This window comes from Serratia sp. LACPHL-BACT-2024-00286, from assembly GCF_043109535.1.
Lineage (GTDB): Bacteria > Pseudomonadota > Gammaproteobacteria > Enterobacterales > Enterobacteriaceae > Serratia > Serratia sarumanii.
Genome location: NZ_JBICNA010000005.1, coordinates 230426 through 246401, shown reverse-complemented (window position 1 = coordinate 246401; position 15976 = coordinate 230426). Strand labels below are relative to the sequence as shown.

The window sequence follows — 15976 nt, the reverse complement described above, 5'->3', positions numbered from 1 at the left end:
GACGGCGTAGGGTAAAGTTAAATTTTTAGGCGTTTTGTCGCCGCGAGGCGCTGAAAGTTTAATTATCGGTTAATTATTATTTCACCGTCCGGCAACAATCGCCGGTTTATTTATTCTTATGCTCGTTTAACCGCCTATTTTCCTGCGGGAAAATAAAACAGAATGCGTTGAAATAAACCGCAAAATGAAAACGCCGCAGCGGAGTGCGGCGTTTGACCGGGGAGGGTACCCCAAAAGTGGCTGTACCCCCAATGGCGATTAGGCCTTGGCCCAGTGACGGCGCTTGGCCGCCTGCAGCTTCTCGTAGGCCGCCAGCAGTGCCTGATGGGCCGGCAACGCCTTCAGATCGGCATCGACGGCGAACAGCCCGTTGAAGCGCTCTTCACCGCTGATGGCGGCGGAGGCGGCGTTGACCGCTTCCTGGCCGTACATTTTCACGAACGCGGTATAGTATTGCGCCGCTTCGCGCTCAGGCTCCTGCGCCAGCAGCAACAGCGTTTGCAGGCAACGGTAGTAGTTGCTGCGCGCCGGGCTCAGCACCGAGGCGTTGAAGTCCTGCGTCCACTCGGTCCAAATCAGCGCCTGATCCAGATCGCCGCCCGCCAGCGCCAGCATCGACTTCAGCTCGCCCACGCGCAGGGTATACCAGGCGTTGTCCTTGCCGCTGGCAATGCCCAGCAGTTCGCGTACGCGGGTGAAATCGTCCAGCCCTTCGTCGTCCAACTGCTCGATCAGCGCCAGGTATTCTTCCGGCTCCCACTCGCTGCCCGGCAACGCCAGCAGCGTATCGCGCAGGTGCGCGCCCATGCTGTTGTTGGCCAGCAGCAGGTCTTCCGCCGGGTAGATATCGGACATGCCCGGCACGATGATGCGGCAAGCGTAGACGCCCAGGTGCTCGTAGTCGGCGATGTACACTTCCGCGTCTTCTTTGTCGAAGATGCTCATCAGGGTGGCGAACTCTTCCTGCGTGCTGCCGCTGAAGTTCCAGTCAACGAACGGGTAATCGGCGTCCTGTTTGAACAGATCCCAGGAGATCAGGCCGCTGGAGTCGATGAAGTGCGTTTCCAGGTTGGTGTGTTCCGCCACTTCTTCGTCATCGAAGGTCGGTGCGGTGAACACGTCGAGATCTTTCAGGCTGCGGCCCTGCAGCAGTTCGGTTACCGTGCGCTCCAGTGCCACGCCGAAGTCCGGGTGCGCGCCGAACGAAGCGAAGCAGGTGCCGTTGGTCGGGTTGAACAGCACCACGCAAATGACCGGGTAGTTGCCGCCCAGCGAGGCGTCATAGGAGAGGATCGGGAAACCTTCCTCTTCCAGCTTGGCGATGGCTTCCACCACGCCCGGGTAACGGTTCAGCACGTCGTCCGGGATCGCCGGCAGGCTGATGGATTCGGCGATGATGCGGTTTTTCACATAGCGCTCGAACACTTCCGACAGGCCCTGCACGCGCGCTTCGTTGGCGGTGTTGCCGGCAGACATGCCGTTGGAAACATACAGGTTGCCGATGATGTTCATCGGGATGTACACGGTTTGCTGATCGGACTGACGGGTAAACGGCAGCGCACACACGCCGCGATCGGAGTTGCCGGATTGCAGATCGACAAGATCGCTGGCGCTCAGCTCTTGCTGCGGATCGTAGAAGGCGTGCAGGCGTTCGTCGAGGATGCCGGCCGGCAGCGCGTCGTCTTCAGGGATCGGGAACCATTTCTCATTCGGGTAGTGCACGAAATCGCCTTCGGCAATCTGCTTGCCCAGATAGAAATCGGCGAAGAAGTAGTTGGTGGACAGGCGCTCGAAATATTCACCCAGCGCGGAGGCCAGCGCGGCTTTTTTGCTGGCGCCTTTGCCGTTGGTGAAGCACAGCGGGCAATCGCGATCGCGAATGTGCACTGACCACACGTGCGGCACCGGGTTCAGCCAGGAGGCTTCTTCGATGTTGAAACCGAGATCGCTCAGTTTCTGCTGGAAACGGGCGATGGAGTCTTCCAGGGCGGCGTCTTTACCGGGGATAAAAGTTTGCGTCATTGTCTTCACTTTTTGCGCGTACTAAAAACGCGCAATGATACGGGGTTTTACGCTGGAGCTCCACGTATTCCTAAAGCGGCGGCAAAGTCACAGTTTTTTTAAGGATAAAGGCCATAATTCAGCGAGTTATCTGTCACGGAGAAATCTAATGAAATCAGTGAAACTCAGCGCGTTAACCCTCCTGTTGACCGGCTTCAGCGCCTCGGCGCTGGCGCTGCCCAACATCACTCTGCTGGCGACCGGCGGCACCATCGCCGGCGGCGGCGATTCGGCGACGAAATCCAACTATACGGCGGGCAAGCTGGGCGTCGAGGCGTTGGTCGATGCGGTGCCGGCGCTGAAAAACATCGCCAACGTGCAGGGGGAGCAGGTGGTGAACATCGGTTCGCAGGACATGAACGATCGGGTCTGGCTGACGTTGGCGAAGAAAATTGACGCCGACTGCGGCAAGACCGACGGCTTCGTCATCACCCACGGCACCGATACGCTGGAAGAGACGGCCTACTTCCTCGATCTGACGGTGAAGTGCGACAAGCCGGTGGTGCTGGTGGGGGCGATGCGACCGGCGACGGCGATGAGCGCCGATGGTCCGTTCAACCTGTATAATGCGGTGGTGACGGCGGCGGATCGGCAATCGGCCAACCGCGGGGTGCTGGTGGCGATGAACGACACCGTGCTGGATGCGCGCGACGTCACCAAGACCAACACCACCGCCGTGCAGACCTTCCAGTCGCCAAACTACGGCCCGCTGGGATATATCCACAACGGCAAGATCGATTACCAGCGCTCGCCGCAGCGTAAGCATACCCGGGATACGCCGTTCGACGTCAGCAAGCTGAACGAACTGCCGAAGGTCGGCATCGTCTACAACTATGCCAACGCCTCCGATGCGCCGGCCAAGGCGCTGATCGCCGAAGGCTATCAGGGCATCGTCAGCGCCGGGGTCGGCAACGGCAATCTGTATAAAACCGTGTTCGACACCCTGGCGACGGCGGCGCAGCACGGTGTGGCGGTGGTGCGTTCATCCCGCGTGCCGACCGGCGCCACCACCGAAGATGCGGAAGTGGACGACGCCAAGTACGGCTTTGTGGCCGCCGGCACGCTGAATCCGCAAAAAGCGCGCATACTGCTGCAGCTGGCGCTGACGAAAACCAAAGACGCGAAGCAGATCCAGCAGATGTTCAATCAGTACTGATCGTTTTCTTCCCTGCGGGGGCCGACCGGGCTCCCGTAGCCATCTTGGCTGAATACAGCATAAAACACCGCGTTAACCCGCTGAATTTCCCCATGTCGCAGGGTTTTATCGTCCAAACAATCGCGACGGCCGCAGAGCCTGTCATCACCCGGCGCGGCCGTTTGCCGCCGACGGGTGAATAAGCGTTGCAGCCATGGGGCGTGAGTGATAAAACCGATGGGTTGGTTAACGCGAGCGTTAACTTCGGGCGTCTTTTCGACAGGTCGCTTTTCTGCGGCGAACAGTGAATGTGGTGAGGGGAAATGACTCAGGTTTATAATTTTAGCTCTGGCCCGGCGATGCTGCCGGTGGAAGTGTTGCGTCGTGCGGAACAGGAACTGTGCAACTGGCACGGGCTGGGCACGTCAGTGATGGAGATCAGTCACCGCAGCAAAGAATTCATCGCCGTTGCCGAGCAGGCGGAACAGGATCTGCGCGATCTGCTGAAAGTCCCCTCCAACTATAAAGTGCTGTTTTGCCACGGTGGCGCCCGCGCGCAGTTCGCCGCGCTGCCGCTAAACCTGCTGGGCGACAAGGCCACTGCCGACTATATCGACGGCGGCTATTGGGCGCACAGCGCCATCAAGGAAGCGGAAAAGTATTGCGCCCCGAACGTCATCGACGTGAAAACCCGTATCGACGGCCTGAGCGGCATCAAGCCGATGAAAGCGTGGCAGCTCAGCGACGACGCGGCTTATGTCCACTATTGCCCGAATGAGACCATCGACGGCGTGGCCATCGATGAAACGCCGGACTTCGGCGACAAAGTGGTGATCGGCGATTACTCCTCGACCATTCTGTCCCGCCCGCTCGATGTCAGCCGTTTCGGCGTGATTTACGCCGGCGCGCAGAAAAATATCGGCCCGGCTGGCCTGACGCTCGTGATCGTACGTGACGATCTGCTGGGTAAGGCGCGCAAAGAAGTGCCGTCGATCCTCGACTACACCGTGCTGGCCGAGAACGACTCGATGTTCAACACCCCGCCGACCTTCGCCTGGTACTTGTCCGGGCTGGTGTTCAAATGGCTGAAAGAGCAGGGCGGCCTGGTGGAAATGCAGAAACGCAATCAGGCCAAGGCCGAGTTGTTGTATGAGACTATCGATAAATCCGACTTCTACCGCAGCCAGGTGGCGATCGCCAACCGTTCCTGGATGAACGTGCCGTTCCAGCTGGCCGATGCGGCGCTGGACAAGGTGTTCCTCAGTGAAGCCGAAGCCATCGGCCTGCAGGCGCTGAAAGGCCACCGGGTAGTTGGCGGCATGCGCGCTTCTATTTACAATGCCATGCCGCTGGCCGGCGTGCAGGCGCTGACCGACTTCATGGCAGACTTCGAACGTCGTCACGGTTGATTCCGTCAGCCCGCCAGGCGCGGGCTGCTCAGGCTGTTGTCCTTTTGCATTAAAGCGGCTCCGGCATTATCCCGGAGCCGTTTCGTTTATCAGAATTGGAGAGTTTTGTTCACATGGTGGATTCCCTGACGTTACATCCGGTCGCCCTGGTCAATGGCACCGTCAACTTACCCGGCTCCAAGAGCGTTTCTAACCGCGCTCTGCTGCTGGCGGCGCTGGCGAAAGGCACGACCCGGCTGACCAACCTGCTGGACAGCGACGACGTGCGTCATATGCTGAACGCGCTGCAGGCGTTGGGCGTGAACTATCAGCTTTCCGCCGATCGCACCGTATGCGAGGTGACCGGCGTGGCCGGGCCGCTGGTGGCCGATCGGCCGCTGGAACTGTTCCTCGGCAACGCCGGTACGGCGATGCGCCCATTGGCGGCGGCGCTGTGCCTCGGCGAAGGCGACGTGGTGTTGACCGGCGAACCGCGCATGAAAGAGCGCCCGATCGGCCATCTGGTGGACGCGTTGCGCCAGGGCGGGGCGCAGATTGATTACCTCGAGCAGACCGATTACCCGCCGATTCGCCTGCGCGGCGGCTTCCAGGGCGGCGACGTCACCGTTGACGGCAGCGTCTCCAGCCAATTCCTGACCGCGTTGCTGATGACCGCGCCGCTGGCGCCGCAGGATACGCAGATCCACATCAAGGGCGAGCTGGTTTCCAAGCCGTACATCGACATCACGCTGCATCTGATGCGCACCTTCGGCGTATCGGTGAGCCACGACAACTACCGGGTGTTCCATATCCAGGGGCGCCAGACGTATATCGCGCCGGGCGATTACCTGGTTGAGGGTGACGCCTCTTCCGCCTCCTACTTCCTGGCGGCGGCGGCGATCAAAGGCGGCACCGTGCGCGTGACCGGTATCGGCCGCAAAAGCGTGCAGGGCGACACCAAGTTTGCCGACGTGCTGGAGAAAATGGGCGCGCGCATTACCTGGGGCGATGATTTCATCGAGTGCAGCCGCGGTGAACTGCGCGGCATCGACATGGACATGAACCACATTCCGGACGCTGCGATGACCATCGCCACTGCGGCGCTGTTCGCCGAGGGGCCGACCACCATTCGCAATATCTACAACTGGCGGGTGAAGGAGACCGACCGTCTGACGGCGATGGCGACTGAGCTGCGTAAAGTGGGGGCTGAAGTGGACGAAGGCGAAGACTATATTCACGTTGTGCCGCCGGCCAAACTGCAGTTTGCCGAGATCGGCACCTACAACGATCACCGCATGGCGATGTGTTTCTCGCTGGTGGCGCTGTCGGATACTCCGGTCACCATTCTCGATCCGAAATGCACCGCGAAAACCTTCCCGGACTATTTCGAACAGCTGGCGCGCATCAGCCAGCCGGCGTAACCCGTCAAATCGTTTATTTTAAGGCCCCTTTGTGGGCCTTTATCGTTTTTAACCTTTGGCGACCGGTGTTTCTTCTATACTTTTTCTCGGTTGTGCGCTTATTTTCAACAACCGGACAGTTCCAGGGTAACAGATCGCCGTAGGGCAGCGTATAATACGCCACCGTATTTGCCCCTGATTGGGCAGGTGACAGGGCGCACGGGCTTCGAGTCGAAGCTCGCCGTGCCTCTGTGAGGTTTTCTACCTGAAGGAGAGAGAGAAATGACGGCTACAGCCCCGGTGATAACCGTTGATGGACCAAGTGGCGCAGGCAAAGGCACGCTGTGTAAAGCGTTGGCCGAGTCCCTTGGTTGGCGTTTGCTGGACTCCGGCGCGATCTATCGCGTGCTGGCGCTGGCGGCGTTGCATCATCAGGTGGATATCACTTCTGAGGAAGCGCTGGTTCCGCTGGCCGCACATCTCGATGTTCGCTTCGTTGCCCTGGACGGCAAGCTGCAGGTGATTTTGGAAGGTGAGGACGTCAGCAATGAGATCCGCACCGAAACCGTCGGCAACACCGCGTCGCAAGCGGCGGCGTTTCCGCGCGTGCGCGAGGCGCTGCTGCGCCGCCAGCGCGCATTCCGCGAGGCGCCCGGCCTGATTGCCGATGGCCGCGACATGGGCACGGTGGTGTTCCCGGACGCGCCGGTCAAGATTTTCCTCGACGCCAGCTCGGAGGAGCGCGCGCACCGCCGCATGCTGCAGTTGCAGGAGAAGGGCTTTAATGTTAACTTTGAACGTCTTTTAGCCGAGATAAAGGAACGGGACGACCGTGACCGTAATCGGCCTATCGCGCCTCTGGTGCCCGCTTCTGACGCCCTCGTGCTGGATTCTACCAGCATGTCGATCGAAGAAGTGATCCGGCAGGCGTTGACGTATGCACAGAAAGTGTTGGCGTTGCCGCAGCAATAAGCGCGGCGGCGCTATTGGCTTTTTGTCATATTTGTCATAGCGGTATCGCAATATATCGGGTAAAATTTTACCCCTGTAACCTTAAACCCTGTCGGCATGGAGCCAATGGCGGGGTATGTGAAACAACCCCATTCGGCGGGACGCTAAATGGACGTTAAACTAAAGAACCCTGAAGATTAACAACATGACTGAATCTTTCGCTCAACTCTTTGAAGAATCCTTAAAAGAAATCGAAACCCGCCCGGGTTCCATCGTTCGTGGCGTCGTTGTTGCTATCGACAAAGATATCGTACTGGTTGACGCCGGTCTGAAATCTGAGTCTGCCATCCCGGCTGAGCAATTCAAAAACGCCCAGGGCGAGCTGGAAATCCAGGTTGGTGACGAAGTTGACGTTGCTCTGGATGCTGTTGAAGACGGCTTCGGTGAAACCCTGCTGTCCCGTGAGAAAGCTAAGCGTCACGAAGCTTGGATCACGCTGGAAAAAGCCTACGAAGAAGCTGAGACTGTAACCGGTGTTATCAACGGCAAAGTGAAGGGTGGCTTCACCGTCGAGCTGAACGGCATCCGCGCGTTCCTGCCAGGTTCCCTGGTTGACGTGCGTCCGGTACGTGACACTCTGCACCTGGAAGGCAAAGAGCTTGAGTTCAAAGTCATCAAGCTGGATCAGAAGCGCAACAACGTTGTCGTTTCTCGCCGTGCGGTTATCGAATCCGAGAACAGCGCTGAGCGCGATCAACTGCTGGAAAACCTGCAGGAAGGCATGGAAGTTAAAGGTATCGTTAAGAACCTCACTGACTACGGTGCATTCGTTGATCTGGGCGGCGTAGACGGCCTGCTGCACATCACTGACATGGCTTGGAAACGCGTTAAGCACCCAAGCGAAATCGTCAATGTTGGCGATGAAATCACTGTTAAAGTGCTGAAGTTCGACCGCGAGCGTACTCGTGTATCCCTGGGCCTGAAACAGCTGGGCGAAGATCCATGGGTTGCTATCGCGAAACGTTACCCAGAAGGCACCAAGCTGACTGGTCGTGTAACCAACCTGACTGATTACGGCTGCTTCGTAGAAATCGAAGAAGGCGTTGAAGGTCTGGTACACGTTTCTGAAATGGATTGGACCAACAAAAACATCCATCCGTCCAAAGTTGTTAACGTGGGCGACGTAGTGGAAGTGATGGTTCTGGACATCGATGAAGAACGTCGTCGTATCTCCCTGGGCCTGAAGCAGTGCAAATCCAACCCATGGCAGCAGTTCGCAGAAACCCACAACAAGGGCGACCGCGTTGAAGGTAAAATCAAGTCTATCACTGACTTCGGTATCTTCATCGGCCTGGACGGCGGCATCGACGGCCTGGTTCACCTGTCTGACATCTCCTGGAACGTTGCAGGCGAAGAAGCAGTACGTGAATACAAGAAAGGCGACGAAATCGCTGCGGTTGTTCTGCAAGTTGACGCAGAGCGCGAGCGTATCTCCCTGGGCGTGAAGCAGCTGGCTGAAGACCCGTTCAATAACTACCTGTCTATGAACAAGAAAGGTGCTATTGTTACTGGTAAAGTCACTGCAGTTGACGCCAAAGGTGCTACAGTTGAATTGGCAGGCGGCGTAGAAGGTTACCTGCGTGCATCTGAAGCCTCTCGCGACCGCATTGAAGATGCAACTCTGGTTCTGAACGTAGGTGACGAAGTTGAAGCCAAATTCACCGGCGTTGACCGTAAGAACCGCGTTGTAAGCCTGTCCGTACGTGCTAAGGACGAAGCTGACGAGAAAGACGCCATCGCAACTGTTAACAACAAACAGGAAGAAGGCAACTTCTCTAACGCAATGGCTGAAGCTTTCAAAGCGGCTAAAGGCGAGTAATGACGGGGGGCGGTCTCTGACCGCCCCGATACGGTAGTTTAGCTGCAAAGCTTGGAGGTACTATGACCAAGTCTGAACTTATTGAAAGACTTGCTGGCCAGCAATCTCATATTCCGGCGAAGGCCGTTGAGGATGCAGTGAAAGAGATGCTTGAGCACATGGCCGCAACGCTGGCCGAGGGCGAACGCATTGAGATCCGCGGATTCGGCAGTTTTTCTCTTCACTACCGTGCCCCGCGTGTAGGCCGCAACCCGAAAACCGGCGACAAAGTCGAGCTGGACGGCAAGTACGTTCCTCACTTCAAACCAGGCAAAGAGTTGCGTGACCGCGCCAATATCTATGGCTAGTCGCTGACTGCCCATAGCGTTGTTGCTTGTAAAGAATATAAAACGGTGCCTTTAAGGCGCCGTTTTTTTTCGCCTGCAATTCCCCTAGCTCTGCTTGTGAATTGCGTACCGCGCCGCATTTGCGGTGTGGCTGCTGCATATGCCTCTCTTATCCTGCCGTGCTCGCCGCATCCTCACTAAAGCCCGCTGGCGGCGACATGTCGCTTGAATAATTCTGCTTGCTCTTCGTGACGCGTTTTTGCTCATGGTGAAGCCGATGGGAGAAGAGCGATCAAAATTTCGCTGGATCTGGCGATATTCGCCGTTATCTGCGGCATCCTGCCGCTGCTGCTTTTACCGCAGTTGCCAGAGCAATGGTTGCTGTGGCCGATGCTGCTGGTCGCCGGTTTACTGCTGCGCACCCGTTGGCCGTTCTGCCGTTATTTGGCCTGCCTGGGATTGGGATTCATATGGGCAGTTTTCAACGCCGGAAGCCTGCTCGGGCAAATGGATCGCTTAAGCCGCGTGCCGGAAGTGACGGCGGTGGTGCAGATAAGCAGCGTCGCACTGCAGCCTGCCGTCAGTAAGCAGACCCTGATGCGCATCGAGCGGGTCGACGGCCATTGGCTGGCGCCTGCGCTGGCGTTTACCACGACATGGGCTCCGAAAGAGCAACGGCTGTGTGCCGGGCAGCGTTGGCAATTGAAACTGCGCATGCGGCCGGTGCATGGCAAGCTCAATGAAGGAGGCTTCGACAGCCAACGTTGGGCGATCGCACAGCGCCAGCCGTTGACCGCTCAGGTCAGGCAGGCGCGCTTGCTGGAGGGGAATTGCGGCCTGCGCCAGCGCATTATCAGCCATGCTGAAGCCAACATTGGTGAATTGCGTTACAAGGCGGTGTTGCTGGCGTTGGCGTTTGGGGAAAGAACCGCGCTCGAACAGGCTTTGCGCACGCTGATGTTGAAAACCGGTATCGCTCATCTGATGGCCATATCGGGGTTACATGTTGCGATGGTCGCCATTTTGTTCTGGGCAGTGCTGCGCGCTCTGCAGTTTTTCCTCCCCGCCCATCTGATTGGTTATCGTTTTCCGTTGATCGCGGGCTGGGGGGCGACGCTGATCTATGTTTGGTTGGTGGGCGCCCAGCCGCCGGCGGTGCGTACCGCGTTGGCGATGACGCTGTGGATGCTGCTGCGTTTGCGCGGCGTGCATTGTTCTTCATGGCAAGTGTGGCTGTGGTGCATCGGGCTTATTTTGCTGTGCGATCCGTTGGCGGTCTTGTCAGACAGTTTCTGGTTGTCGGTACTGGCGGTGGGGTGCCTGATTTTTTGGTTCGAGTGGGCACCGCTCGGCGAGCGATTTCGTTCGGCGTGGTATTGGGCTCCGGTGCGCTGGCTGCATATTCAGCTAGGCATGACGTTGCTGCTGGTGCCGATGCAGGCCGCGCTGTTTCTGGGCCTGACGTTGACCTCGCTGCCGGCCAATCTCTGGGCGGTGCCCATCGTCTCATTGGTGACGGTGCCGTTGATTTTGCTGGCGTTGATTTGCGGCATCTTCCCCTCGCTAAGTTACGGGCTTTGGTGGTTGGCGGATTTCACGTTGGGATGGGTGTTTGTGCCGTTAAATTATCTGCAGCGCGGTTGGGTGGATTTGGGGGCCGCCTCGTTGCTTGCCAGCGCGTCGGGATGGCTTCTCGTTATCTGTTGGCGCTTTCATTGGTGGTGGCGCTATGCGCCTGGACTGGCAGCGATAGCCATATGCTGCGTGTTATGGCGAGGTAAAGCACCGGATTACCATTGGCGCGTCGACATGCTCGATGTCGGGCACGGCCTGGCGGTGGTGATCGAGCAAAACGGCAAGGGGATACTGTACGACACCGGCGATCGTTGGGCGACAGGCAGTGCCGCAGAACGGCATATATTGCCGATGCTGAACTGGCGGGGCATCGAGCTGGAGCAGATCATTATCAGCCATATTCATCTCGATCATATCGGTGGGCTCCCGACGATGCGGCGAGCGTTCCCGCAAGCTACCGTGCGCAGCCCGATACGCGGGGAAGGGCATTTACCCTGCATCGCCGGCGAGCGTTGGCGCTGGCAGTCGTTGCAATTCGAGGTGCTGTGGCCGCCGAAAATGCTCAAAAGGCCGGTTAATGACGACTCTTGCGTGATCCGTATCGACGACGGGAAATACAGTCTGCTGCTCACCGGCGATGCGGAAAAGAGGGCGGAGGCGCAGCTGCTCCGATTGCGGCGCGACCGCTTAACGGCCACGGTATTGCAGGTGGGGCACCATGGCAGCAAAACTTCCTCAACACCGCCTTTTTTGCGCGCGGTTAATCCCGAAGCTGCGCTGGCGTCCGCATCTCGTTACGGTAAATGGCGTTTGCCGGCGCGTAAAGTGGTCGCCCGATATCGGGCAAATGGCATTACATGGCACGATACGACGCGCTCCGGCCAGTTGTCGGTGCTTTTTTTCGACAACGATTGGCAAATTAAAGGCTTTCGCGAACAATTAATGCCCCGTTGGTACCATCAGCGGTTTGGCGTAGAGGGCGATAATGAGTAAAATAGGCCGCTATTTCTTCCGATGCTGGTATTTGCATGATGAATGATAAAGATCTCTCGACCTGGCAGACGTTCCGTCGACTCTGGCCGATGATCACTCCTTTTAAGACCGGGCTGATTGTGGCCGCCATTGCGTTGATTATGAACGCAGCGGGGGACACGCTGATGCTGTCTCTGCTTAAACCGTTATTGGACGATGGGTTTGGAAAAACCGACAGCAGCGTGCTGGTGTGGATGCCGCTGGCGGTGATTGCGCTGATGCTGATGCGCGGCGTGACCAGCTTTGTTTCAAGCTACTGCATTTCCTGGGTTTCCGGCATGGTGGTGATGCAGATGCGCCGCCGCCTGTTTGGCCACATGATGAGAATGCCGGTGGCCTTCTTCGATCAGCAATCCACCGGGACGTTGCTGTCGCGCATTACCTATGATTCCGAGCAGGTGGCGTCTTCTTCTTCCAGCGCGCTGGTGACCGTGGTGCGCGAAGGGGCCTCGATCATTGGCCTGTTCATCATGATGTTCTACTACAGCTGGCAGCTGTCGGTGATCCTGATCGTGCTGGCGCCGATCGTTTCCATCGCCATTCGCCTGGTGTCCAAGCGTTTTCGCAACATCAGCAAGAACATGCAGAACACCATGGGGCAGGTGACCACCAGCGCCGAACAGATGCTGAAAGGCCATAAAGAAGTGCTGATCTTCGGTGGCCAGCAGGTGGAAACCGAGCGCTTTAACTCGGTGAGCAACCGCATGCGTCAACAGGGCATGAAACTGGTCTCCGCGTCTTCCATTTCCGATCCGATCATTCAGCTGATCGCTTCGCTGGCCCTGGCGTTCGTGCTGTTTGCCGCCAGCTTCCCAAGCGTGATGGAAACCCTGACCGCCGGCACCATTACCGTGGTGTTCTCGTCAATGATCGCGCTGATGCGCCCGCTGAAATCGCTGACCAACGTCAATGCCCAGTTCCAGCGTGGGATGGCGGCCTGCCAGACGCTGTTCTCCATCTTGGATATGGAACAGGAAAAAGACACCGGCACCCGCGAAGTGAAGCGCGCGAAAGGCGACATCGAATTCCGCAACGTCACCTTCTACTATCCGGCTAAAGAAACGCCGGCGCTGCGTGATATCAACCTGAAAATCGCCGAAGGCAAGACTGTGGCGTTGGTGGGCCGCTCGGGTTCGGGTAAATCCACCATCGCCAACCTGCTGACGCGCTTCTACGATATTCAGGAAGGCGAAATCCTGATGGATGGCCACGATCTGCGTGAATATACCCTGGCCTCACTGCGTAATCAGGTGGCGCTGGTCTCGCAAAACGTGCATCTGTTCAACGACACCATCGCCAACAACATCGCCTATGCGCGCGAGAGCGAATACAGCCGCGAGCAGATTGAGAAAGCGGCCGAAATGGCGTACGCGATGGACTTCATCAACAAGATGGAAAACGGCCTGGATACGGTGATCGGTGAAAACGGCGTGATGCTGTCCGGCGGCCAACGTCAGCGCATCGCCATCGCGCGTGCTTTGCTGCGCGATTGCCCGATCCTGATCCTGGATGAGGCGACTTCTGCGCTGGATACCGAATCCGAGCGTGCCATTCAGGCCGCACTGGACGAGCTGCAGAAAGACCGTACTTCGCTGGTGATCGCACACCGTCTGTCGACGATTGAGAAGGCGGACGAGATCCTGGTGGTGGAGGACGGTCGCATCGTCGAACGCGGCGAACACGCCGAGTTGCTTGAACGGCAGGGTGCCTATGCGCAACTGCACCGCATGCAGTTTGGTCAATAATGATTGAGCGCATTTGGTCCGGCGGTTCGCTGCTTTATCTGGCGCTGTTGCCGCTCTCCTGGCTGTATGGCCTGTTCAGCTGGCTGATCCGCCTCAGCTACCGCTGTGGCCTGCGCAAAAGCTGGCGTTCGCCGGTGCCGGTGGTGGTGGTGGGTAACCTCACCGCCGGTGGCAACGGCAAAACGCCGATGGTGATCTGGCTGGTGGAACACCTGCAGCAGCGGGGCTATCGCGTTGGTGTGGTGTCACGCGGTTACGGCGGTAAGTCGGCGGTCTATCCCCTGGTGCTCAATCAGAATACCTCGACCCGCGAGGCGGGCGATGAGCCGGTGCTGATTTATCAGCGGACCGGTGCGCCCGTGGCGATCGCGCCCAAGCGAGCAGAGGCGGTGCAGGCCTTGCTGCAACAACAGCCGCTGGATGCGATCGTCACCGACGATGGCTTGCAGCACTATGCTTTACAGCGTGACTTCGAGCTGGTGGTCATCGACGGCGTGCGTCGCTTCGGCAACGGCTGGTGGTTGCCGGCCGGGCCGATGCGCGAGCGTGCTGCGCGGCTTGGCAGTGTCAATGCGCGCGTCGCCAATGGCGGTGTGGCGCAGGCCGGGGAAATTGCCATGCGTCTGCAGGCGCGTGATGCGGTGAACCTGCTGAGCGGTGAACGTCGCCCGGCGGCCGAGCTGCCGCGCGTGGTAGCGATGGCGGGCATCGGCCATCCGCCGCGTTTCTTCGCGACGTTGGAAAAACTGAACGTCGAGGTGGTGCAGGAAGTGGCGTTTGCCGATCATCAGGAATATCAGCAGGCGCAGCTGGCGGCGCTGGTTGCTGCCGATCAAACGCTGTTGATGACGGAGAAGGACGCGGTGAAATGTCGCGCCTTTGCCCAGCCCAATTGGTGGTATTTGCCGGTTGATGCGGTGCTACCGTCCGCTCAGGCTGAGCAACTGCTGCAGGATATCGAATCTCTGCTGACCAAGTAACCTCAGGATGTCAGCGTGGCAAGCCCCAGGGCTTGCGCGCAGGCTTCCAGCGAACGCTGCTGGGTTTGCTGATACAGCGCCAGCTCGTCGATCACCTCACTGCCCAACGCTTGTTCAAACGCTGCCCGGCTGGAAGCGGCGTTGTACTGCGCGTGGCGGCTGTCCCCCAGATTCGACTGGAAAATCCCCGCGGCGCTGACCGGCAGAAAATCTTCATACACCAGCGGCTGGAAGCGAACGTGTTCTTTCTCGATCAGTTGCTCCAGAGTGCTGTGCTTATCCAGCGACTCTTTGGCCGCCAGGCCGCATTCGGTCGGGAAATAGCGGAACCAGGCCAGCTGTTGCTCGCGCAGCGTGGCGTAATCATCCGGAAACGCCCGGAAGTTTTCCTCCAGCAGTTGATAGTAGCGCTCGGCATTCTTCTCGCTCGGCGGCCCCTGCAGCGCATCGTTGGTGGCCTGCAGCAGACGGTCGTAGAGTTCTCGTCCTTTCGTCGTCAGCGCCACACCGCGCTGTTCGATCTCGCCGAAGCGCGCGGTATGGTGGCCGGCGACGGCACGGCCGTCATGCTCAACGAAATCGACGCGTTCTTCCAACGCCTTGAAGCTGGTTTGGCGCAGCAGGATCGCGCGACGGCGGCGCGGTGGGCCCTCGATGACCGCCTTGGGCGTAATGCCGCGGCCGGGCATCGCCTGCTGAACGCGATCGATATCCAGCGTGCGCGGTGTCAGATGGTTGATATGCGGTCCTTTAAACGCCACCACGTCGGCGATCAGGCGATGCTGATCGTGCAGCTGCCGGTATTCTTCGGCGCTGACCGTCGCCTGGTTGTGCCAGCGGAAGGTTTCCAGCGCTTGTTCGACAAATTCTTGCGCCTGCACTTCATTCAGCCCGCCTTGCGCTTCCTGCAGCGCGATCAGCTCCAGCGCGCGATCGGTAAAGATGCGGCGGCGCGCCAGCAAGCGCTCGGCCAGTGCACGCAGCGCGGGATCTTCTATCAGTTCCAGGCGCAGCAGGGAGGTGAACACGCGGAAAGGGCTGATCTGCAGCGCGTCTTCGTGTACGGCGCGAAAAGCGGTGGAGTGCACCGGAACGCCCGCCACCGACAGGTCATAGTAACCGACCGGTGCCATGCCCATCACCCGGAACAGGCGGCGCAGGGTGGCCAGCTCGTCCGCGGTGCCGACCCGGATGGCGCCGTGGCGCTCCATCGCCAGGCGTTCTATCTCGCCGGTAATTTGCAGTTGATGAGCCAGTGCGGCATCTTCGCGCAGAACCTGTCGGTTGGTTTCCGCCACCAGCTCCAGCAGATCGCCGTACAGCGGCACCTCCTTTTGATACATGTCCGACATCGCGTGAGAGAATCTGGCGCGGATTTCATTAGGTGAAACGAACTGCTGGGCGGTCATGCGCATAGCTCCTTGATTCAGCATAATCTGAAAAATCGTGTTTTTAGCGGCAAAAGTGCTGGCGAAAAAGCCGTCTGCCTTGTTTTCCCCTCAAG

General features: G+C 58.7%; 11 protein-coding genes. 9 read left to right on the top strand and 2 right to left on the bottom strand.

What is annotated here, in order from left to right:
• Positions 1-258: 258 nt before the first annotated feature.
• The gene (gene ycaO, locus ACF8MC_RS16840) at positions 259-2022 is read right to left on the bottom strand and encodes a 30S ribosomal protein S12 methylthiotransferase accessory factor YcaO (protein WP_164104753.1); all 1764 of its coding nucleotides are present in this window, start codon (positions 2020-2022) and stop codon (positions 259-261) included.
• Between the two features lie 148 nt (positions 2023-2170).
• Here ycaO and ansB point away from each other — a divergent pair, with 148 nt between their 5' ends.
• From ansB to lpxK, 9 genes are all read left to right on the top strand, one after another.
• The gene (gene ansB, locus ACF8MC_RS16835; RefSeq protein ID WP_164104754.1) at positions 2171-3217 is read left to right on the top strand and encodes an L-asparaginase 2; all 1047 of its coding nucleotides are present in this window, start codon (positions 2171-2173) and stop codon (positions 3215-3217) included.
• Between the two features lie 302 nt (positions 3218-3519).
• A complete protein-coding gene (serC, locus tag ACF8MC_RS16830; protein ID WP_164104755.1) occupies positions 3520-4605 on the top strand; it encodes a 3-phosphoserine/phosphohydroxythreonine transaminase in 1086 nt (361 codons plus the stop codon).
• Positions 4606-4718: 113 nt separating this feature from the next.
• Positions 4719-6005, top strand: a complete 1287-nt coding sequence (gene aroA, locus ACF8MC_RS16825; protein ID WP_164104756.1) for a 3-phosphoshikimate 1-carboxyvinyltransferase — start codon at positions 4719-4721, stop codon at positions 6003-6005.
• A gap of 261 nt (positions 6006-6266) precedes the next feature.
• The gene (gene cmk / locus ACF8MC_RS16820) at positions 6267-6956 is read left to right on the top strand and encodes a (d)CMP kinase (RefSeq protein WP_164104757.1); all 690 of its coding nucleotides are present in this window, start codon (positions 6267-6269) and stop codon (positions 6954-6956) included.
• 184 nt (positions 6957-7140) lie between these two features.
• Positions 7141-8814: a 30S ribosomal protein S1 gene (gene rpsA / locus ACF8MC_RS16815; RefSeq protein WP_004928267.1), complete on the top strand. Its 1674-nt coding sequence runs from the start codon at positions 7141-7143 to the stop codon at positions 8812-8814.
• A 62-nt stretch (positions 8815-8876) separates the two neighbouring features.
• Complete coding sequence (gene ihfB / locus ACF8MC_RS16810) at positions 8877-9161, top strand: integration host factor subunit beta (protein ID WP_004928264.1); 285 nt, start codon at positions 8877-8879, stop codon at positions 9159-9161.
• A 276-nt stretch (positions 9162-9437) separates the two neighbouring features.
• Positions 9438-11708: a ComEC family protein gene (locus tag ACF8MC_RS16805; RefSeq protein WP_080434103.1), complete on the top strand. Its 2271-nt coding sequence runs from the start codon at positions 9438-9440 to the stop codon at positions 11706-11708.
• A gap of 35 nt (positions 11709-11743) precedes the next feature.
• Positions 11744-13492 (top strand): lipid A ABC transporter ATP-binding protein/permease MsbA, encoded by a 1749-nt coding sequence (gene msbA, locus ACF8MC_RS16800; RefSeq protein WP_021504329.1) that lies wholly within the window; start codon positions 11744-11746, stop codon positions 13490-13492.
• Entirely contained in the window at positions 13492-14472 is a 981-nt protein-coding gene (gene lpxK / locus ACF8MC_RS16795) for a tetraacyldisaccharide 4'-kinase (protein WP_033637855.1), read from the top strand. The genes msbA and lpxK overlap by 1 nt, the downstream gene beginning before the upstream one ends.
• A gap of 2 nt (positions 14473-14474) precedes the next feature.
• Here lpxK and ACF8MC_RS16790 read toward each other — a convergent pair whose 3' ends face one another.
• Positions 14475-15881 carry a VOC family protein gene (locus ACF8MC_RS16790; RefSeq protein ID WP_033637856.1) on the bottom strand — a complete coding sequence of 469 codons (1407 nt, stop codon included), beginning with the start codon at positions 15879-15881 and terminating at the stop codon, positions 14475-14477.
• Positions 15882-15976 lie beyond the last annotated feature (95 nt).